Consider the following 20,703-nt stretch of genomic DNA (forward strand, 5'->3'; position numbering starts at 1 on the left):
AAGACACGGTCTCGGGGGGGGCGGGGGAACCACGAAGCGGCCTGTTCGACTTTTGTACCCCCTCCTTTTGTTCTGTCTGGCCGTCGGGTCGTTCCCCGGCCGGGCACGGACCGGACGGCAGGCTCCGACGACGCGGCCCGCGGCCCGCGGGGCCGCGGGGACGGCGTGTCACACCACCTGGATACCGATGAGACAGGTGTCGTCGTCGGTGTCCGACTTGCTGTGTGTGAGCAGACCGTCGAGCCGCTGCTCGAGCGTGGTGGTCGGTATGCGGGCGTTGGTGAGCAGCTGGGCCAGGGAGTCCTGGACGGACTCGTCCCGGCGCTCCACCAGACCGTCGGTGTACATCAGCAGGGTGTCGCCGGGAGCCATCTGCAGCTCCTCCTCCTCGTAGGAGGTCTCCGACACCGCGCCCAGCAGGATGCCGCTGACCGTGCGCAGCGTGGTCGCCTTTTGGCCCCGGATGAGCACGGGCGGCAGGTGGCCCGCCCGCGCCCAGCGCAGGGTGCCCTTTTCCGGGTCGTACAGGCCGCACACCGCCGTGGCGGTGACGGGTTCGGTGAGGTAGTGCGCCACCAGGTTCAGCCAGGACAGCAGCTGCCCGGGTCCTGCGCCGGTGATGGCCAGACCGCGCATCGCGTTGCGCAGCACCACCATGCTCGTGGCGGCCTCCATGCCGTGACCCGCCACGTCGCCCACGCACAGCATGACCTGCTTGGAGGGAAGGACGACGGCGTCGTACCAGTCACCGCCCACCATGGACTCCGACTCCGCCGGCCGGTACCGCACGGCGATCTGCAGTCCCGGGCTGTCCAGCGGCGCCTGGGCGGGCGGCATGATGGCGTGCTGCAACTGAAGGGTGAGCCGGTTGCGTTCGGCCGCCTGCTGCTCGGTCTGGGCGAGCTGGTCGCGCGTCGCCGCCAGCGCCACCTCGGTCCAGTGCTGCGCGGAGATGTCCTGGTAGGCGCCGCGCACCGCGAGAAGTCGCTGGTCGGCGTCGAGCACGGGCTCGGCGATCACCCGGATGTGGCGGGTCACGCCGTCGGAGCGCTGCAGCCGGAAGGCCGCCGACGCCGCCCGCCGGTGGTGCAGCACCCGGCGCAGGAAGCGCCCGATGGACACGGCGTCGTCCGGGTGGGCGTGCGCGGCCAGCTCTTCGAGGGGCACGGGACGTGTCGTGCTGTGACGGCCGTAGAGGTCGAAAAGCTGGTCGTTCCAGACGATCTGCCCCGTGACGACGTTCTCCTCGAAGCCGCCGATCCTGCCGAGGCGCTGAGCGTGCTGGAGGAGGTTCGCCAGGCGCGCCGACTCGTCCTCGACGCGCCAGATGAGCAGCACGCTGCTGCCGTGCCTGCTGACGCTGATGTCGGCGACGGCGTCCAGCGGCACTTGATCGACCAGGGCGGTCAGGGTCATCCGCCGGGCGCGGAACGGTTCGCCGGTCGCGTAGACGCGCTCTATCTTCTCGAACAGCTCGCTGCCGCCTATGGCCATGGGGTAGGCCTCGAGGAGCATCGCTCCGCTCACGGCGCTGCGCGGCCGGCCGGCCGGGTCGACGAAGTGGCTGTTGACGTGGTGGATACGGAAGTCGGCGAGCTGGCCGTCGGACTCCAGGCAGGGAGTCAGGACCAGTGCCGGGTCGTACAAGCCTTCGGCCAGGTGTACCAGCTCGGACAGGTCGGGGGTGGTCGTCCAGGCGTCCGCGGAGGGGGAGAGGGCGGAGCCCGGCCGGCCTTCGAGGGTGTGGGCGCACAGCTCGGCCAGTGCCTCGATCTGCCGCTCGATCTGCGGCGGTTGTGACTCCAGGCGTCCGGGCCAGCAGATCTCCAGGATCCCGTGGACGCGTCCCCCGGTTCCCGCCGGAACGGCGACGCGCCCGCCGGCCGGGTTGTCGGCCCAGCCGATGGAAGGCAGCCCCAGCGCGGACTGCGAAGCCGCCCGCACGGCCTGCCGTTCGCTCAGCGCCTGACGGGCCAGGGTGGACACGCCCGGCGGTACGTAGCGCCAGCGGACGGCCTCGTCGGCGGGGAACCCGGCGTGTCCGGCCAGGGTCAGTGACGCGTCGGAACCGGCCGCCCACACGGCCACCGCGACGGCCCCCAGGGGGGTCAGGGCGTGGTCGAGCAAGGACTCCGCGACCGCTTGGGTGTCTCCCGCCGCCAGCGCGCCGCTCTCGGCCGTGCGCAGCCGTACGCCGACCGACGCGCCGTCCTCGGCGTCGTCCTCCTCGGGGTTCCGCGCCTCACCACTGGTCCGCCGGACGAAGCCGGTGGCGACCTCGGTGACGTGGTCCCGTGCCGCCTGGTTGACGATGTCAGCCGCCAGCTCCAGCTGCGACAGCCCCGACTCCTCGGCGAGGGCGGCCAGCTGCTGGGCGGCGACCGTGGGGCCGCACTGGAGCCGCTCGATCAGCACGCCCTTGGCGAGTTCGATCAGGGCACGCCCGTCCGCCGCCGCCTGTGCCGCCCGGATCTCGCGGCGCAGCCGCTCGACCGTCGCGGCCAGCCTGCCGACGCCCGTCGTCTCCCTCGCGGAAACGGCCGGCGCCACCGCCCCGTCGCCGGCGCCCCGTGCCGGGAGCAGAGCGTCGCGCGCCGGCTCCTGCCCGCAGGGGACGACCGCGGAAGGCAGGACGGCGCCGCTCACGACATCCGTCTCCGGCGCCGTACCGGACCGGACGGGCAGGTGGGGCCCGGACGCGTCCGGTCGTCCCGACGACAACGTCCCGTTGTCGTGGGCGGACTGCCCGAGGTGTTCAGGAGTGCTCATTGTGGTGCTGACTCCTCGGTCGGAAGCGGACGGCGGGGGTGCGGGAGGTGCCGCGGGCCGCACGGGCCCGCGGGCGGACTCACGCCGGGAGCCAGCGCCCGATGCAGGCGATGAGGTCGTTGGCGTCCACCGGCTTGGTGACGTAGTCGCTCGCTCCCGACGCCAGGCTCTTCTCCCGGTCGCCCGGCATCGCCTTGGCCGTCACCGCGATGATGGGCAGCTGGGCGTAGGCCGGGTCCTCCCTGATCGCGGAGGTCGCGGCGTAACCGTCCATCTCGGGCATCATCACATCCATCAGGATCAGGTCGATCTCGGGGTGCTCACGCAGCGCCTCGATCCCCTTGCGTCCGTTCTCGGCGTGCAGGACCTCGATGCCGTGCAGTTCGAGGATGCCACTGATCGCGTACAGATTGCGGGCGTCGTCGTCCACCACCAGCACCGTACGCCCGGAGAGGGCGCCGTCGACGGGCTGGGAGGGCTGCTGGCGGGTCTCCTCGGCACGCACCAGCGGCAGCACGTCCCCCGGCTCCTCCGCCGACAGGTGCAGGGCGATCCGCTCGCGCAGCTCGTCCAGGCTGGAGATCAGCTCCAGCGGCCGGGTGGCCGAACGGGACTGCAGCTTCTCCTCCTGCGCCCGCTCCAGGCGCCGGCTGTTGTGCGCCAGGACCGGCACGGTCGTCCCCGCCGCGTCCCCGTCCATGGCGTCCAGGAACCGCAACGCCGCGTCCTTGGGCATGTCGAGCTCCAGGACGACGCAGTGGAACGGCCCGGCGGCCAGGCTCTCGGCCGCCTCCTGCGCGCCGACCGCGGTGATGACCTCGATGTCCGCCGTACGCTTCGGCAGGTCGTTGTTGCCGGAGAGGTCGGCCACCGCGCTCTCGGCGACCAGGGACAGCAGGCCTCTGCTGCGCTCCTCGACCACCAGCAGCCGCCGCTTCTGCCGCGGCGCCGGGGCGGGGCGGACCGCCGGGTTGTTCAGCGCCGGGTCGAGGGCGTGGTCCAGCGCGGTCCGCGACGGTCCCACCGCCACGGTGCCGACCTCCCAGTCGGCCCGCGTCACGGGCAGGTACAGGGTGAACGTGCTGCCGCGGCCCTGCGTGCTCTCCGCGGTGACCGCTCCACCGAGCAGGTGCGCGATCTCCCGGCTGATGGACAGCCCGAGACCGGTGCCCCCGTACTTGCGGCTGGTGGTGCCGTCGGCCTGCTGGAAGGCGCCGAAGATGGCCTCCAGATGCTGCTCGGGGATCCCGATGCCGGTGTCCTTGACGCGGAAGGCCACCACCGGCCAGCCACGGTGCACCGAGGGCGGCAGCTCGTTCTCCGCGGCCATCTCGATGCGCAGTTCGACGCTGCCCCGCTCGGTGAACTTGACCGCGTTGGACAGCAGGTTGCGCAGGACCTGGCGCAGCCGGGAGTCGTCGGTCAACAGGTCGGTGGCCACGCCGGGAGCGGTGCTGAGGGTGAAATCGAGGTTCTTCTGCGTGGTCATCGGCCGGAAGGTGGCCTCGACGTAGTCGAGGAGCTGCTGCAGCGCCACCACTTCGGGGTTGATGTCCATCTTGCCGGCCTCGACCTTGGACAGGTCCAGGATGTCGTTGATGAGCTGGAGCAGGTCGGATCCCGCCGAGTGGATGATGCCCGCGTACTCGACCTGCTTCGGCGTGAGGTTGCGGGTGGGGTTCTGCGCCAGCAGCTGGGCCAGGATGAGCAGGCTGTTCAGCGGGGTGCGCAGCTCGTGGCTCATGTTGGCCAGGAACTCCGACTTGTACTTGGAGGCGAGCGACAACTGCTGTGCGCGGGTCTCCAGTTCCTGCCGGGCCTGTTCGATCTCCAGGTTCTTCGTCTCGATGTCGCGGTTCTGGGCGGCCAGCAGCGCGGCCTTCTCCTCCAGCTCCGCGTTGGAGCGCTGGAGCTCGTCCTGCTGCACCTGGAGTTCCTCGGAACGCGCCTGGAGCTCGGCCGTCAGCCGCTGGGACTCGTCGAGCAGCTCATCGGTACGGGCGTTGGCGACGATGGTGTTGACGTTGACGCCCAGCGTCTCCATCAACTGCTCCAGGAAGTCCCGGTGCACGGCGGTGAACGACGTGAACGACGCCAGCTCGATCACGCCGAGGACCTGGTCCTCGACGACGATCGGGAGCACGATCAGGCTGGCCGGGGTGGACTCGCCGAGTCCGGAGGAGATGCTGACGTAGTCGCCGGGCAGCTGCTCGACGGCGATCGTCCGCCGGCTGCGCGCGGCCTGGCCGACCAGCGACTCACCCAGCTTGAAGCGGGCGTGGTCGGTGAAGTCGGCGGGACGGCCGTAGGAGCCGACCAGCGTCAGCTCGGTGCCGCTCCTGGCCTCCTCGGCCAGGTAGAAGGCGCCGTACTGGGCCGACACCAGGGGCGTCAGCTCGTCCATCACCAGCTCCGCGACGACGGCCAGGTCCCTGTGGCCCTGCATCAGACTGGAGATGCGGGCGAGGTTGGACTTCAGCCAGTCCTGTTCCTGGTTGGCCATGGTGGTCTCGCGCAGCGACTCCACCATGGAGTTGATGTTGTCCTTGAGCTCGGCCACCTCGCCGGAGGCGTCGACGGTGATGGAGCGGGTCAGGTCGCCCTCGGCCACCGCGCTCGCGACCTCGGCGATGGCACGCACCTGCCGGGTCAGGTTGCCCGCGAGTTCGTTGACGTTCTCGGTCAGGCGCTTCCACGTGCCCGAGACGCCCTCGACCTCCGCCTGCCCGCCGAGGCGGCCCTCACTGCCCACCTCACGTGCCACACGGGTCACCTCGGCGGCGAACGCGGAGAGCTGGTCGACCATTGTGTTGATGGTCGTCTTCAGCTCCAGGATCTCGCCCCGGGCGTCGACGTCGATCTTCTTCGACAGGTCGCCATTGGCGACGGCGGTGGTGACGAGGGCGATGTTGCGCACCTGGTTCGTCAGGTTGTTCGCCATCGAGTTGACGTTGTCGGTGAGGTCCTTCCAGGTGCCCGCCACATTCGGGACCCGCGCCTGGCCGCCGAGCATGCCCTCGGTGCCCACCTCGCGGGCCACGCGGGTGACCTCGTCGGCGAACGCGGACAGGGTGTCGACCATGGTGTTGATCACCCCGGCCAGCGCGGCGACCTCGCCCTTCGCCTCGACGGTGATCTTCTGCGAGAGGTCACCACGGGCGACCGCGGTCGCCACCTGCGCGATGGAGCGCACCTGTCCCGTCAGGTTGGAGGCCATGACGTTGACGTTGTCGGTGAGGTCCTTCCAGGTGCCGGACACACCCCGGACGGTCGCCTGTCCGCCGAGGTTGCCCTCGGTGCCGACCTCGCGGGCGACGCGGGTGACCTCGTCGGCGAAGGCGGAGAGCTGGTCGACCATCGTGTTGATGGTCTCCTTCAGCTCCAGGATCTCGCCCCGGGCGTCCACTCTGATCTTCTGCGACAGGTCGCCCTGGGCGACGGCGGTGGTCACCTCCGCGATGGACCGCACCTGGGCCGTCAGGTTGTCGGCCATCACGTTGACCGACTCGGTGAGGTCCTTCCACGTGCCCGAGACGCCCTTGACGTCGGCCTGGCCGCCCAGTCGTCCCTCGGTGCCGACCTCGCGGGCGACGCGGGTGACCTCGTCGGCGAAGGCGGAGAGCTGGTCGACCATCGTGTTGATGGTGTTCTTGAGCTCCAGGATCTCGCCCCGGGCCGTGACCGTGATCTTCTGCGAGAGGTCGCCCTTGGCCACGGCCGTGGCGACCTGGGCGATGGACCGCACCTGGGCCGTGAGGTTGCCGGCCATGAAGTTCACCGAGTCGGTGAGGTCCCGCCAGGTGCCGGAGACCCCCTTGACGTCGGCCTGGCCACCGAGGATCCCCTCGGTGCCCACTTCCCGCGCCATGCGGGTCACCTCGTCGGCGAACGAGGACAACTGGTCGACCATCGTGTTGATGGTGTTCTTCAGCTCCAGGATCTCGCCGCGCGCGTTGACGGTGATCTTCTGGGAGAGGTCGCCCTGGGCGACGGCGGTCGTGACCTGCGCGATGTTGCGGACCTGGTCGGTCAGGTTGCCGGCCATGAAGTTCACCGAGTCCGTCAGGTCGCGCCAGACGCCACCGACCCCCGGCACCTCGGCCTGGCCCCCCAGCCGCCCTTCACTGCCGACCTCGCGGGCGACGCGGGTGACCTCGTCGGCGAAGGCGGAGAGCTGGTCGACCATCGTGTTGACGGTGTCCTTCAGCTCCAGGATCTCGCCCCGGGCGTCCACGTCGATCTTCTGTGACAGGTCGCCCTTGGCCACCGCGGTCGCGACCTGCGCGATGTCGCGGACCTGGGTGGTCAGGTTGCCGGCCATGGCGTTCACCGAGTCGGTGAGGTCCGCCCAGGTGCCGGACACCCCGGGGACCACGGCCTGCCCGCCGAGGGTCCCCTCGGTGCCGACCTCCCTGGCCACACGGGTCACCTCGGAGGTGAACAGCGACAGCTGGTCGACCATGCCGTTGAAGACGGTGGCGATCTCACCGATCAGCCCGTCTTCCTCGTCGGGGAGCCTCGTGCCGAAATCCCCGTCACGTACCGCTGTGAGGCCGGCGAGCAACTGCCGCAGCTCGGACTCCCCCACTTTGCCGCCCCCGCGAGAGGGCCGTGACCGCGGCACGGCACGGGAACCTTCGACCGCCGTCTCAGCCATGACCAACCTCGTTCCGCTCAGATGCCGCGACGAAAAAGACCGAACAGACGCACGCCCGGATGCCCGGGTGGCCCCATGCCACTCTTTCGACACTTAACCATTGCCGTACGACAAATACGCCGCAGGCTAACTCACGCGGCATCAGCAGGGCAATCGGACCCCAAGGCGTACAGCGCGCCGGTCATGGCCGGATCTGTAGCCTTCCCGCGCGCCCCCGCGACCGGGTCCGTCACCATGCGCCGGGACACCCCCGCGCATGAGCGGTCCTCGCCGGGGAACCAGCGGAGCCAGGAGCGCACAATTCTACTGACCAGGCCCCCGCCCGGGGCCGCACCGAGGAAACGTCATGGCCGGAAATCTGTGGGAGTACCCCTCCGTCGTCAGCCGCATCGATCACGCCCGGCTGGTCGGCTACGGCGTCGAAGCGGCCGACGGCAGCATCGGCACGGTGGACGAGCACTCCGACCAGGTCGGCGCCGCCCACCTCGTGGTGGACACCGGACCGTGGATCCTCGGCGAGCGCGTACTGCTGCCGGCCGGCACCGTGACCGAGATCGACCTCGAGACGTATACGATCCGCGTGGACCGCACCCGGGAGGAGATCAGGAACGCTCCCGGGTTCGACCCGGACAAGCACCCGGGAGACCCGGCGTACCACCGGCTCATCAGCGGCCACTACGGCGGCCCCGCCACCTGACGCACTCCGCCGTCCCGCCCTCCGCGCGCCTCTCGCGTTCCTCGACGGCGTGACGGAAGCCGTTCAGGCCCGCGGTGAGAGCGGCGCGCAGCGCCGGAGCCATGGCGTCGACCACGTCGAGCAGCGCCGCCTCCCGCCGGGCCCGCAGGTCCTGAAGGTGGGCTCGGCCGCGGGCGGAGAGGCGCAGTTCCAGTTCCCTGCGACTGCCGCTGCTCGGGGAGCGCTCGATGTACCCGAGGGCGTCGAGGCGGTCGCACAGCCGGCTCACGGAGGACGGCGCCGACCCCAGGAGCTCCCCCAGGGTGCGCAGGTTGATGGGCACGTCACGGTCCAGCACGTACAGCACGCGGAGCTGCGAGGGGGACACCGGGGCCGGTGACGTCAGGTCCCGACCCCGGTTCCAGAGCACTTCGAGCAGTTCGGTCACCTCGCGGGCGTGCGCGGCGGCATCCCGGCCCGTGCCCGTGACAGTGTCGAAAGGCATGGTGTCAACTGTGACACTTGAAGATGGCCTTGTCAGCGACGGAGACCGCGGAGGCCGTCACTTCCTTCCTTTCTCCTCTTTCTCGAACAGGTGGTGAGCGAACGATGGACAGATTCGCGGCCGTGGAGCGCGCGGTGCGCGACGCCCCGCCCCACGCCCTCCTCGAAGCGGTGAGGGACGTGCTCGCCACCCACTACACGGCCGTCTCCGTCGACCTGCTCATGGCCGACTACGCGATGACCATGCTGCAACCGGTCAGCGCCCTCCCGTACACCACCGAGCCCCTCCCCGTGCACGGCAGCGCGCCGGGGCGGGCCTTCGGGGCCCAGCAGCCCCACGTGGAGAAGCACGCCCCGGACGGCGACGTCACCGCGCACTTCCCCGTCAGCGTGCGCGGCGACCGCGTGGGCGTCCTCACGGTCCGCCTGCCCGGTGACCACTGGAGCCCGCGGTCCGAGGAGGAGCTCCAGGGCGTCGCCCAGCTCCTCGGCCGCGAGATCGTCCTCGCCGAGCGCGAGACCGACCTGTACCTCCAGGCCCGCCGGACCGGCCGGCTGACCCTTGCCGCCGAGATGCAGTGGCAGCTGCTGCCCGGCTCCTCCACCTCACGTCCCGAGTACGAGATCGGGGCGCAGCTCGAACCGGCGTACGCGATCCACGGCGACAACTACGACTGGTCCGCCTCCGCCGATCACCTCACCCTGACCGTCACCAACGGCATGGGCGAGGGCGTCGAAGCGGCCCTTCTGACCAACCTTGCGATCAACGCGCTGCGCAACGCCCGCCGGGCGGGTCTGTCGCTCGCCGACCAGGCGTGCCTCGCGGACCAGGCCGTCCACGGCCACTACCACGGGCTGGCGCACCTCGCGGTCCTCCTCCTGCGGTTCGACCTCGCGACCGGGGAGGCGGAGGTCGTGGACGCCGGTTCGCCGAGGATGTGGCGCCTGCGACAGGGGAAGGCGGAGCCCGTCGAGTTCGAGGCGCAGCTTCCGCTCGGCATGTTCGAGGACACCCTGTACACGCCGCAGCGCTTCAGTGCGCTGCCCGGCGACCGGCTGTTCTTCCTCAGTGACGGCGTGTACGACGTCGCCTCGCCGACGGGTGAACGCTACGGCGAGAAGGCCCTCATGCGGGCGATGACCGCCACCCGCCTGCTGCCGCCCTCGCAGGTGCCGCGCGCGGTGCTGCGGGAGCTGGCCGGACACCGCGGGGCCGAGGACGCCGCCGACGACGCCCTGGTGGTCTGTCTCGACTGGCGGGGCCGGCCCTAGGGGGTGACCGGACGTATCGACGTCCGCCCGAAGGACGGGCGTCGCCGGCCGGGCGGGACTCCACGGACGCGACCTGGTGCGGGCGGTGGCCGCGCCGCGCTCACCAGGGCAGGAACACGTGCACCTCCTTGCCGTCGCGCTGGAGCAGTACGTTGACCGTCCCCAGGGCCTGCACGATGTGCCAGCCCAGCCCGCCGGGCTTCCCGGCCCTCCGGGACGGCACCGGCTTCGGCGGCGCCGGGTTGGTGTCCCGCAGCATCACGTGCACCCCGTCGAACGTGCGGCGTACCCGCAGGGTGAACGGCCCGGGCGCGTACTGGATGGCGTTGGCCGCGAGTTCCGTCACCACCAGCATGATGTCGTCGCGGCTGTCGGCCTCCGCAGGCGGATCGGCGGCCGCGACGGAGTCGAGGAACAGCCCCGTCGCCAGCCTCGCGTCCGTGACGTCGCCGAGCTCCCCGTCGAAATGCGCACTGAGACCTTCGGCGATGTCGCCGTGCACTCCGTTCCAGTCGTCCCTGAGCGGTCCCGAGACCATGCTCGACCTCCCACCTGTCCGTCTGGCGTGAATTGTCCGCCTTCCCGGTCACCGGTCGTCTACTCGCGCCGGTTGCCCGTCTCACGCGACTGGCAGACGGCCGGCCTCCGCCGGGACCGGAACCCCTCTCCGGTCCCGGCGGCGACCGACGCACAGGTGCCGGCATGCGTTCCGGGGCGCCGTCACGAGTAACCGCTGAGGCGCCCGTCAATCGGCCGACATCGCGGAGCGCGGCCCCCGGGCCGCACGGGGACGCGGCCGCACGGGGATCAGATCGTCATCGACTCCTGGAGCCAGCGGTTGATCCGGTACGGCAGCCACCAGGCGAGCGGGCCCACGTCGAGGACGAGATCCTCGCCGCGGAAGTCGTCCAGGACGGCCCGGGGCACCGAGTCCGCGGGCGCCCCGGGGGCGAGGGTCTCGATGGCCCGCTCGTACTCCGGCTCGTCGGCGGTGAAGCGGCGCAGCTCACCCCAGCGCCGGTCCCGGATCTGCACGAAGCCGGGGCCCTTGCGCCACAGGCATTTGCACAGGTAGTGACCGCGCCGCCACGCGCCCAGGGCGTCGTCGGCCCCGTCGGGCCCCTCGATGCGCCGGGGTGGCTGGAGGTGACTGAGGAGCCGCCAGCCCTCACCGGACGCCGGGTCGAGACGGAGGTCCCACTCGACCAGGACCGCCCGGGCCGTCAGGTCGCGCACCAGGCACAGCGCGCCCACGGCCGCCGCGGCCCGGCCGGCGTCCGGGGTGCCCGCGAGGTCGACGACGCCCGGCAGCCGAACGCGCCGGGCGCCGAGCTGCCACAGCCGCTCGCTCTCGCCCCCGGCGGGCCCGGGCAGGGCGAGTTCGCCGAGGAACATCCCGGGCAGCTCGCAGGCTGCGGGGTCGTAGTCCCGCCAGGCGAGGACGGCGGGCGGTCCGGCGGTGGTGCTCATGGGGCGTACTCCTCCTCGGGACGCGGTCGTACGCGGGGTCGCGGTCATACGCGGACGGGCTCGGCGGGCGTGCCGGCCGCGGCGTACGCGTGGCGCATGAAGTCCAGTCGCAGCAGGTCCTCGTTGACGGCGGCGGGGGCGACGTGGACGTACTGTCCGCCGTCGGTGAAGACGATGCCCATGGCCAGCCACGAGTCCAGGACCCGCTGCACACCGGTCTCGTCACGGGCGGCGTCCGGCGCCTCGCGTGCGGCCTTCCTGGTGAGGGCGGCCGGGGTGTGCGGCTGGTCGAGGAGGCGGAAGAGGGCCTGCTCGAAGGGATCGGTGAGCTCCAGCGTCCGCCAGTCGAAGGCCCGGCGCCGGGAGACCAGGACGATCCGGTCGCCCAGGTCGGCATGGGTGAGCCGGGCGTCGGCGTGGTGCTTCTTCCACGCGCCGAGCGCGTCGTTCAGGGCGGTGACGGTCGGCTCGCCGATGCCCCGGGGCGGTGCCTCGAAGACGTAGGCCAGGTCGTACAGCTCCTCCTCCGGCAGGTCGTAGGTGAAGCGGTAGTGCTCCTCCGGGCGCAGACCGGTGAACCCGAGTTCGGGGCGTTCGAAGTACGGGCTGAAGCGCTCGATGGCGATCCGCGCCGACAGGTCGACCGGCGGGTCCAGGTGTTCCAGGGCCGGGATCTGGGCGATCACCGGCTCGTAGTCCCGCGCCGTCTCGCCGGGGAACCCGTGCAGGTAGTTCCAGGCGACGGACAGGCCGGTCTCGGCGCCGTCGCGGAGCATGCGCACGTTCTGGCAGCCGCTCACCCCCTTGTCCATCAGGTCCAGGACCCGGTGGTTGAGGGACTCGATCCCCGGCTGGACGTAGATCATCCCCGCCTCGGCGAGCGTACGGAGCTGAGGTCGGCGCATGTTCGCCTTGATCTCGATGTGCAGCCGCAGGTCGTACTCGCTGTCGATGATCCTGGGCAGCACGGTCGTGAGGTACCCCATGTCGAGGATGTTGTCGACGACGTACATGTCCAGGACCCGGTGGCGGCGGGCCAGCTCGACGATCTCCTCGTAGAAGGTGTCCGGGCTCTTGGAACGGAACTCCATGAAGGAGCCGTTGAGGCCGCAGAACGTGCAGTGGTGCTTCTCGCCCCACCAACAGCCGCGGGCGCCCTCGACGACGAGCTTGGGCTCGACCCAGTTGCGGGCCACGGAGGCGGCCAGGCGCTCGAAGTAGCCGCTGTAGTCGGGCGGCAGGATCGCGGCCGGAGGCAACGGGCGGGTGGCCATCGGATTGGCGCGGCTCTCCCCGCCGGGGCCGCGGTGGCACAGGCCCGGCACCCCGGAGAGGTCCGACCCGTCGGCGAGGGCGGTGAGCAGCCGCGGGAAGGCGGCCTCGCCCTCCCCGCGTACGACGTGGTCGACGAAGGGGAAGTTGCGGTGCACGGCGGCGCCCTGGGCCCCGTCGCAGTTGGCCCCGCCCAGCACGGTGACGATGTGCGGGGCGAGCTGCTTGACCCGGCGGGCGGCGGCGAGCGCCGCGGTGTTCTGCTGGAAGGTGGAGGTGAACCCGACGACGTCGGGGGCGTACTCCACGATCCGCCCGGCGATCTCGTCGACGAACTCCGGGACGGCGTGGTGCAGTGCCAGGGTCATGGACATGCGCGACTTCTTGAGCTTCCCGCGCATCACCGCGGTGAACTCCTCCTCGCGCCAATGGGGGTCGTCGTAGAGGGCTGAGGAGAAGACCCAGTCGCCGCAGCCCATGAAATAGGAGGAGAGGGCGTAGTACTCGTAGTCGTCGCCGCTGAACTCGGTGCGGGCGGTGATCCAGTCGGTGAACGCGAGATTGGCGTGCAGGACCTCGGCCTCGGCGCCGGGCACGCGCTCGTCCACGCTCCGTTTGAGTATTCCCAGGGCGAGGGACGGGAGGTCGATGGGCGACCAGGGCATGTTGACCAGCAGGACACGCATGTCGGCTCCTCGGGGATAAGGGACCGGCCGGCCCGGCGGTGCACCACCGGGCCGGCCGGCGGGGGTCAGTCCTCTTCCGCGTCCTCGGCGTTGCGGAACGGGACGGTGACGGTGATGCCGACGCTCGGCTTGCGGTTCTCCTCGTCACCCGCGAGCGGGTCGTTGTGGATGATGTCCTTCTGCATGGGACCTTCTCCTCTCCGTGGTGCGTTCGGTGGTGCGGTGCTCCCCGTTCCGGGTGGAGCGGGGCGTCTGGGGGCGGCGCGCGGGGCCGCGCAGTTCCCGGTCGAGGAAGGCCACGGCGCGGCGCAGTACGGCGACGTGGTCGCCGCCGTCGTAGCCGTCGTGGCCGGAGTCGAGCCACATCGCCTCGTGGCGGACCCCGGCGGCGCGCAGCGCGGCGAGGTAGCCGCGGACCTGACCGGGCGGGCATTTGGCGTCGTGGGTGGCGGCGGCCACCAGCAGCGGGGCACGGACCGCGGTCGCGTAGTGGATGGGGGAGCTGCGCGCGTACCGGTCGGGCACCTCGTCGGGGGTGCCGCCGAAGAGCCGTTTGTCCAGGGCGCGCAGGGCGGGCGTCGTCGTGCGGTGGGCGGCCGCGCAGTCGGCGACGGGTTTGACGGCGACCCCCGCCCGCCATAGGTCCGGGCAGGTGCCGAGGGCGAGCAGGACGAGGTAGCCGCCCCAGGAGGTGCCCCACAGCCCCACGGCGTCGGGGCGGATCAGCCGACGGGCGACGAGGTCGGCCCGGACGGCGGCCAGGTCGTCGACCTGGGCGAGGCCGACGCCCCGTCCCGGGGCGCGCCGCCAGCGGGGCCCGTACCCGGTGGAGCCGCGGTAGTTGACGCGCGCGACGGCGAAGCCGGACGCGACGAGGGAGTGGACGACACCGTCGTAGGCGTCGCGGTCGTGGTCGGCGGGGCCGCCGTGGACCAGGAAGACGGCGGGTGCGGGGGTTCCGGTGGACCCGGTGGACCCGGTGGACCCGGTGGGTCCGGTAGCCCTGGTGGGTCCGCCGGGCCCGGCGGGTCCGATGGGTCCGATGGGTTCGACGGGCTTGGTGGACCCGGTGGTTCGGCCGGGCTCTTCGGGCAGGCTGAGCAGGGTGTGTACGGGGCCGTCCGGCCCGGGGGTCCACAGGTCCCGGTGCGTGCCGGGGACCCGGCCGGCGACGGTGGGCAGCGGCGGGAGCGGTGTGCCGCGCGAGGAGTGCAGCCTCGGCGGGTGACCGGTGTCCGTCCACAGGTAGTGCAGGTCGCCGCCGCGGCGGGTGGCGGCGTCCAGCAGGGTGCCCGCCGGGGTGGGGACCGGGGTGAGGGTCCGGTCGTCGAGGCGGGCGCGGTGCAGGGCGGAGCGGCCGTGGCGGTCCTGCCGGACCAGTACGGAGCGGCCTTCGGCGTCCCAGCGGGCGGTGATCTCGGTGTCGAAGGCGCACCAGTCGTGGGTGACGGTCCCGGTGCCGGGCCGCCAGGTCTCGAGGACGTACCGGTCGTCGCGTTCCCGGACCAGGAGGAGTTCCCCGGCCGGACCGGCCGGGGCGAAGCCCAGGGCCCAGAGGCGGCCGGAGCGGTCGCCGCCCCGCAGGACGGCGCGGACGGTGCCCCCGGCGGTGAGGACGGTGACGCCGTCGGCCCGGCCGAGCGCGAGCAGGTGGCCCCCGGGCGTGATGCCGGTGAGGGTGGCGTGGCCGTCGGCGTGGGCGACCGTGCGGGCGGTGCCGCCCCGCCGGCCGAGGTGGACCGTGGTGGTGCCGCCGTTCCCCACGGCCAGGGCGACGGTGCCGTGGTCGCTCACCGCGAGACCCCGGGGGAGCCCGGAGGGTACGCCGGTCAGCCCGGGCAGGTCCGGACCGCCGCCGAAGGGCTGGAACCGCCAGTGGCCGCGGCCGTGTTCGTCCTCGTCGAACCACCACACGTGCGCATCCCGGTCGATGGCGCCGTGCAGGGTGCCGCGCGGACGCCGTGTGACCTGCCGGGCCCGGCGGGTGCCGGCGTCCCAGGTGAACACCTCGCAGCGGCCGTCGGCGTCGGCGGTGAAGACCATCCGGGCCGGGTCGGCGGCGCACACCTCGGGCAGCGCGGCCCGGTAGACCTGGTAGCCGCCGGTCACCCGGCCACCTCCACCGCGAGGCCCCCGCGCACCGAGCGCCGGGAGGTGTGCGCCGCCAGCAGGGCGAGTACCACCCCGCACGCCAGCGCGGGCGCGGTCGTGGACACCCGGTCGGCGAGCGCCCCGGCGAGTACCGGCGCCGGCGCCGCGCCACCCGTCGTGGCGGTGGCCAGGACCGCGCCGGTACGCGCCTGCAACTCCGGAGCGGTGACCTGGAGCGCGCGGGCCTGGAGCGCCACGGAGGCGACCGGCATCAGCAGGCAGACCAGGGCGAACAGCACCCCGTACGCCCACGCTCCCACGATCGGGGCCAGCGTGGCCGGCGCGACCGTGAGCGGGACGAGCAGCCAGGTCACGCCGATGACCGCAGGCGGGGCGCCGAATCGTTTCGCCAACCCGGGGGCGGCAAGCGCCCCGGCCAGCCCGGCGGCGCCCGAAGCGGCGAGGACCGCGCCGAGGACGGCGCCGCCGTGACCGTCGCCCTGGAGGGCGAACACGGCTCCGAAGTAGAGCGTCACCACGACGACGTTGACGGTGGCGCTCCACACCAGGAGCAGCCGCAACGGCGGGGAGGATCGCACCAGCCGCAGCCCGGCCGCCCCCTCGCGCAGCAGGTCCTTCCCGCGTCCGCGGGGCGGGTCCTCCGCAGGTACGCGGGACGCGGCTGCCGCCCGTCCCCGGGACGCCGGCGCGGTGAGGTCCGCCCGCATCGCCCGTACGCACAGGGCGGTGACGACGTAGGACAGCGCGTCGGCGAGGAACGGGAGCGCGCGGGCGGCCTGGTAGAGGGCGCCGCCCAGGGCCGGGCCGACGATCAGCGCGCCCTGGTCGGCGGCGGCCAGCCGCCCGATCGCCCGAGGCTGCTCCGGCCCCGAGCAGATCAGGGCGACCGTGCCGCGGGCGGCCGCCTCGAAGCACGCCGTGGCCACCCGTTCGGCCAGGACGGCGGCGAGGAGCAGTCCCAGTGGCGGATCGCCGGCGGCCAGTGCGAGGGTCACGCCGCCCATCGCCACGGCGGAGACGGTGGCGGACCCGAGCATCACCCGCTTGCGCGCGCCACGGTCGGCCGGCACGGCGACGAACGGCCCGAGGAGGAGCCCGACGGCGGTGGAGACGCCGGCGATCAGCCCGACCACCTGGGCCGAGTGGCCGAGCCCGAGGAGGAGGAGCGGAAGAACGGCCCCCGACGCCTGGGTGCCCACACCGTCGGCGGCGTTGGCCCACCAGAGGAGCCTGAAGTCGCGTGCTCCCGACCGGGAGGGGGACGGTGGTGCGGTTGACGCGGGCCGTTCCACGGAGCACCTCACCGACTTGGCGAAAGCGTGCAGGAAGTGTGTCGGAAACGAAACGAGCGGGATCCTAATCACGCCCCGATGAGCGCCACAAGACGTCATTGCGGGTGGCTGAATTCGTGCAGCGGGGCGGCCGGGAACGCCCGCTGGGTGAGGCGGGGAAATGAGGGGAGATCATTCCGTCGGCTGGCGGGAAAAGACTCCACCGGCGCAGGCGAAAAGCGGAACCCGCCGGGGGGACCGGCTGGAAACAGCGGTCCGGCCGGTGTCGTGAAGGTGTCGGCGGTGCCGACCACTCGACAGTCGCCTGCGCGTCCCTTTCGGCCGAGAACGTTCGTCGCAGTCGCAGTCGCAGTCGCAGTCGCAGTCGCAGTCGCGGCTGCGTCGTCGCCGTCGCCGGCGCTGCGGTTGGCCGCCGCTGTCGCTCAGGTCGCCGTGGACGTCGGTCGAGTCGCATCGCCGTCGGTGGCATCGGCGTCCGGTGAGACCGCGCCCACCCACGACCTGGTGAACATCACCGCCGACAAGTGCCTCGACGTCACCGGGAACTCGTCGGCGGACGGCACCCGGACGCAGATCTGGAGCTGTACCGGTGGGGCCAACCAGAAGTGGACCCACCACGCCTCCTGAGCCGTCATCCGGGACGCCCGCTTCGCCCCCCCCCGGCTGGCGGCCGAGCTGTCCGATCCACCGGTCACCCTGTCGATCGGTCACCGCCCAGCGCACCCACTGACCCACGACACGGGACGCGTCAGGACACTCACCGCGAAACCGGCCCTGCGCGCCTTCGCCGTGAGCCTCTTCCGCGAGCGCGGCCGGCGGGCCGCCGAGGGCGGTGTGCTGCCGCTCCACACGGCACTGTGCGGTCTGGAACCGTTCGCCGTCCCGGCGGCCCGCCGGCATGTGGCCGGCGAGATGGAGCACCTGCTCACCGTCGACCCGGCCGTGGCGCTGGCGCACACGCTGCGTGCCGGTGTACCCGACGAGTTGGGTTCCCGGAGGAGGGCGAGCGGTGGCATACGGGCGACTGGGCGGAAGTGCGGGACGGCGCTGCCGCCCTGTTCATGGTGGGGGCGCGGCCGGGCGGTGGCCGTGGAACGCGAGGGGATGCGGGCGTTGTGGGCGGACGGGACGTACGACCACCGCAAGCCGTGGCACACCGGTATCCGGTGGGAGGACGGCGCGTTCGTGACCACCCCGTTCGCAGGGGGCCGGCGGGTCCGGTCCCTGACGGAGCCGGCCGACCGGGAGACGGTGCTGTTCCCCGGCGACGACCGGGCGGCCGTCCGCCCGGCGGTCGACGCCCGTTCCACCGACCGCCCACGGCGTGATCGGTCGGGCGGCCGATCCGCGGGGCGGGCTCACATTCTTCGGCATTCGATGACGCGAACCGAAGATTATCGTTTCTGCATTCCCTGACACGCATATCTACGCGGATAGCCGGTCCGGCGAAGAGGGGTGGCGCCGGGCCTGCTTGGTATCCGGCGGTGCTGCGCTCGACGCGGGGCCCGTCAGTCGGGCAGTGTGTGCCGGTAACTGCTCGGCGGCATGACAAACGGCGTTGAGCAGGGCAGACGCCTGCGATTCATCGACGTCCGAGGCCGGTTGGCAAACTTTCGCAACTCAACCTCTTGCGGGGGTGACGACCCGTCTGCCACATTCACCACAGCCGAAATGGCATGCACGCGACAGGCTTACCCCGGCCTGAGTGTGCGCCTCTGCCGCATACCTATGCGGCGCTTGTGTCCTCACCGAGGACGTTCCCACCCCCACACAATGGAGACGAACGTGCGAATAGCCAGACTGGCCCCTGCCCTCGCGATCGCCGCCCTTTCCGTCCTGGGGCTGGCTCCCACGGCGTCGGCGCAGGCCTCGCCCGCCCCCGGCGCCCCGGCTGTCGCGCCCGGCACCGAGGTCCAGCCGATCATCGGCGGCGGCTACGCCAGCAACGCCCCCTGGGCGGCCCGCCTGTTCTCCAACGGCCGGCAGACCTGCAGCGCGACGATCATCGCACCCACCTGGATCCTCACCGCGAAGCACTGCGTCGGCGGCGGCGGACTGTCGTTCCGGATCGGCAGCCTCGACCAGACCACCGGCGGCACCGTGGCCAACGGCATCAGCGTGCAGAACCACGCGTCCGCGGACCTGTCCCTGGTCCGGCTCGACCGCTCGGTGTCCGGTACCTACGCCCGCCTCGGCCAGCCGGGCTCCGTATCGGTGAACCAGACCGTGCAGGTCTACGGCTGGGGCGCGACCTACCAGTGCGGTTCGGAAGCCAACTGCCAGTCCCAGTACCTCAAGGTCGCCGACGTCGTCGTCACCGGCGCCTGCCGCGACGCGTACAACGGGTCCGCCATCTGCGCCCGCCGCGGCAACGGCATCACGGCGGGCGGCGACTCGGGCGGCCCCATGATGGCCAACGGCCTGCAGGTGGGTGTCGCCTCGACGAGCGACCGCCAGACCACCACCGCGTACACGAACGTCACGGCGTACCGCTCCTGGATCCAGAGCATCGCCGGCGTCTGACGCGTCACCGGCCTGCCGTCGGTGCTCGGCGCAGCGTGAAACCGACGCAACCCGTAACCGACGCGACGTGAGACCGCCCTCCACCGCGCCGCGGTGGAGGGCGGTGCCGTGCCGGCGGCGCGCTCGTGGACGCCGCCGGTCACCCGTCGCTCTCGCCGCTTCCGCCGGTGGAGCGCCGCCGCGCCCGGGTCACCGCCAGCACACCTCCCGCGATGGCGATCACCGCGATGGCCAGGGCGATGCTGACGCCGCCCTCGGTGTCCCAGTACACGTCCTCGAGGCTGATCAGCAGCCGCCTCGTCCACGACCAGGGCCAGCCCGACCCCGTACGCCAGCCCCATCCAGGCGCGCGCCCGCGCGGAACGCTCGACCAGCCCGGCCGCGCCCACCGCCACCAGCAGCAGGATGCCCCACACGTAATGGTGGAGGTGGACCCCACCGGCCTGGACGTCACCCACCCCGGCCACATCGATGTGGATGAGCCAGGTCAGCAGACGCATCCCGCCGAAGGTGAGGGCGAACCCCCACCAGGCCAGCACGAAACCGCGCCGTTCGGGGGAGATGCCGGGCAGCAGGCGCAACCAGGGGGACGGTCGGTCGGTGTCCTGGCGCTGCGAACCACCGGACGTCCCTGTCGTCTTCACGCATGCCCTCCTGCGGTGAACTGCTCGATCAGCGCGGCCACGGCGCAGGGCGCGCTGTAGTGCGCCGCGTGCGCGGCTCCCCGGACCTCGGCCGCGCGTCCGTCGACGACCACGTCGGCCACCCGCCGGGTCCAGTCCCTGGAGGCGATCGTGTCCCCCGCTCCGCGCACCACCAGGGTCGGCGCGACGACCCGGGCCAGATGCCCCTCGAACGACTCGGCCGCGTCCCGCAACGCGTTCCGGAAGGAGGCGGCGAACCGCAGGGGGCCGGTCACCAGATAGTCGCTCGCCGCCAGGCCGATCAGGGAGAGCGGTTCGCGGGGTGCGTCCGCCAGGAGCCGCCCGCACTGCCGCCAGCCACCGGCGCCCGGTTCCAGCGCCGGACCGACCATCACGATGCGGCGGACCAGGTCCGGGTGGCGGGCGGCGAAGGCCGCCACCACCTGGCACCCCACCGAGTTGGCGACCAGCAGGCTCGGTCCCAGGGCCAGTCCGCGGTGCCAGCGTCGCAGTGAGGCGGCGAGTTCGCCCACGTGCGGTGCGCGGCGCACGACCGCCCGCGACCGCGCGTTGCCCGGCAGGTCCGGTACGAACACGGTCACCCCGCCCGCCGCCAGCCGCCGCGCGAGCGGCACGAAGTACCGTCCCGAGAGCCCCAGCCCGTGCACCAGCACCACATTGGGGGAGCCGGTACGCGGCGGTGGCCCGAACCTGCGGGTGAAGATCCCGGCGTGTGTCGACTGTTCCATCCTTCCACCATCCCCCGCCACGGCCCGTTCACCGCCCGGGCCACGCATTCGGCGCAGGGCGGGCGGCAGGGTGGCGG

The 20,703-nt window shown here is 72.3% G+C and carries 14 protein-coding genes and 1 pseudogene; 5 read left to right on the plus strand and 10 right to left on the minus strand.

Annotated elements, in window-relative coordinates:
* Positions 1-168: 168 nt before the first annotated feature.
* Positions 169-2,769, minus strand: coding sequence for a PP2C family protein-serine/threonine phosphatase (locus tag AC07DW_RS06470; RefSeq protein ID WP_478856482.1), 2,601 nt, complete (start codon positions 2,767-2,769; stop codon positions 169-171).
* 79 nt (positions 2,770-2,848) lie between these two features.
* On the minus strand, positions 2,849-7,357 hold the full coding sequence (locus AC07DW_RS06475) for a HAMP domain-containing protein (RefSeq protein ID WP_478856483.1): 4,509 nt from the start codon (positions 7,355-7,357) through the stop codon (positions 2,849-2,851).
* Between the two features lie 415 nt (positions 7,358-7,772).
* Here AC07DW_RS06475 and AC07DW_RS06480 point away from each other — a divergent pair, with 415 nt between their 5' ends.
* On the plus strand, positions 7,773-8,123 hold the full coding sequence (locus AC07DW_RS06480) for a PRC-barrel domain containing protein (protein WP_478856484.1): 351 nt from the start codon (positions 7,773-7,775) through the stop codon (positions 8,121-8,123).
* Here the strand turns inward: AC07DW_RS06480 and AC07DW_RS06485 are convergent.
* Entirely contained in the window at positions 8,092-8,607 is a 516-nt protein-coding gene (locus tag AC07DW_RS06485) for a MarR family winged helix-turn-helix transcriptional regulator (RefSeq protein WP_478856485.1), read from the minus strand. The genes AC07DW_RS06480 and AC07DW_RS06485 overlap by 32 nt on opposite strands.
* Before the next feature lie 104 nt (positions 8,608-8,711).
* On the opposite strand from AC07DW_RS06485, the gene AC07DW_RS06490 reads away from it, so the two are divergent.
* Positions 8,712-9,878 carry a PP2C family protein-serine/threonine phosphatase gene (locus tag AC07DW_RS06490; protein ID WP_478856486.1) on the plus strand — a complete coding sequence of 389 codons (1,167 nt, stop codon included), beginning with the start codon at positions 8,712-8,714 and terminating at the stop codon, positions 9,876-9,878.
* A gap of 100 nt (positions 9,879-9,978) precedes the next feature.
* Here AC07DW_RS06490 and AC07DW_RS06495 read toward each other — a convergent pair whose 3' ends face one another.
* The 5 genes from AC07DW_RS06495 to AC07DW_RS06515 form a co-directional block, all read right to left on the minus strand.
* Positions 9,979-10,416 (minus strand): ATP-binding protein, encoded by a 438-nt coding sequence (locus tag AC07DW_RS06495; RefSeq protein WP_478856487.1) that lies wholly within the window; start codon positions 10,414-10,416, stop codon positions 9,979-9,981.
* A gap of 269 nt (positions 10,417-10,685) precedes the next feature.
* On the minus strand, positions 10,686-11,348 hold the full coding sequence (locus AC07DW_RS06500; protein ID WP_478856488.1) for a DUF5825 family protein: 663 nt from the start codon (positions 11,346-11,348) through the stop codon (positions 10,686-10,688).
* A gap of 44 nt (positions 11,349-11,392) precedes the next feature.
* The gene (locus AC07DW_RS06505) at positions 11,393-13,306 is read right to left on the minus strand and encodes a RiPP maturation radical SAM C-methyltransferase (protein ID WP_478856489.1); all 1,914 of its coding nucleotides are present in this window, start codon (positions 13,304-13,306) and stop codon (positions 11,393-11,395) included.
* Between the two features lie 144 nt (positions 13,307-13,450).
* Positions 13,451-15,349: an alpha/beta hydrolase family protein gene (locus AC07DW_RS06510; RefSeq protein WP_478856711.1), complete on the minus strand. Its 1,899-nt coding sequence runs from the start codon at positions 15,347-15,349 to the stop codon at positions 13,451-13,453.
* 62 nt (positions 15,350-15,411) lie between these two features.
* Positions 15,412-16,710 (minus strand): MFS transporter, encoded by a 1,299-nt coding sequence (locus tag AC07DW_RS06515; RefSeq protein WP_478856490.1) that lies wholly within the window; start codon positions 16,708-16,710, stop codon positions 15,412-15,414.
* A 492-nt stretch (positions 16,711-17,202) separates the two neighbouring features.
* Between AC07DW_RS06515 and AC07DW_RS06520 the strand changes: the two are divergent.
* From AC07DW_RS06520 to AC07DW_RS06530, 3 genes and pseudogenes are all read left to right on the plus strand, one after another.
* Positions 17,203-17,337: pseudogene (locus tag AC07DW_RS06520) on the plus strand (RICIN domain-containing protein); the annotation flags it as partial.
* Positions 17,338-17,499: 162 nt separating this feature from the next.
* Complete coding sequence (locus AC07DW_RS06525) at positions 17,500-18,126, plus strand: hypothetical protein (protein ID WP_478856491.1); 627 nt, start codon at positions 17,500-17,502, stop codon at positions 18,124-18,126.
* A 369-nt stretch (positions 18,127-18,495) separates the two neighbouring features.
* On the plus strand, positions 18,496-19,233 hold the full coding sequence (locus AC07DW_RS06530; protein WP_478856712.1) for a S1 family peptidase: 738 nt from the start codon (positions 18,496-18,498) through the stop codon (positions 19,231-19,233).
* A gap of 139 nt (positions 19,234-19,372) precedes the next feature.
* Here AC07DW_RS06530 and AC07DW_RS06535 read toward each other — a convergent pair whose 3' ends face one another.
* The gene (locus AC07DW_RS06535; RefSeq protein WP_478856492.1) at positions 19,373-19,504 is read right to left on the minus strand and encodes a hypothetical protein; all 132 of its coding nucleotides are present in this window, start codon (positions 19,502-19,504) and stop codon (positions 19,373-19,375) included.
* Between the two features lie 369 nt (positions 19,505-19,873).
* Complete coding sequence (locus AC07DW_RS06540; protein ID WP_478856493.1) at positions 19,874-20,626, minus strand: alpha/beta fold hydrolase; 753 nt, start codon at positions 20,624-20,626, stop codon at positions 19,874-19,876.
* Positions 20,627-20,703 lie beyond the last annotated feature (77 nt).

Source organism: Streptomyces sp. NPDC045701, from assembly GCF_056432045.1.

Coding starts and splice junctions, on each gene's coding strand:
- AC07DW_RS06480 (WP_478856484.1), top strand. CDS start 7,773: ATGGCCGGAAATCTGTGGGAGTACCCCTCCGTCGTCAGCCGCATCGAT.
- AC07DW_RS06470 (WP_478856482.1), bottom strand. CDS start 2,769: ATGAGCACTCCTGAACACCTCGGGCAGTCCGCCCACGACAACGGGACG.
- AC07DW_RS06485 (WP_478856485.1), bottom strand. CDS start 8,607: ATGCCTTTCGACACTGTCACGGGCACGGGCCGGGATGCCGCCGCGCAC.
- AC07DW_RS06505 (WP_478856489.1), bottom strand. CDS start 13,306: ATGCGTGTCCTGCTGGTCAACATGCCCTGGTCGCCCATCGACCTCCCG.
- AC07DW_RS06500 (WP_478856488.1), bottom strand. CDS start 11,348: ATGAGCACCACCGCCGGACCGCCCGCCGTCCTCGCCTGGCGGGACTAC.
- AC07DW_RS06495 (WP_478856487.1), bottom strand. CDS start 10,416: ATGGTCTCGGGACCGCTCAGGGACGACTGGAACGGAGTGCACGGCGAC.
- AC07DW_RS06510 (WP_478856711.1), bottom strand. CDS start 15,349: ATGGTCTTCACCGCCGACGCCGACGGCCGCTGCGAGGTGTTCACCTGG.
- AC07DW_RS06540 (WP_478856493.1), bottom strand. CDS start 20,626: ATGGAACAGTCGACACACGCCGGGATCTTCACCCGCAGGTTCGGGCCA.
- AC07DW_RS06490 (WP_478856486.1), top strand. CDS start 8,712: ATGGACAGATTCGCGGCCGTGGAGCGCGCGGTGCGCGACGCCCCGCCC.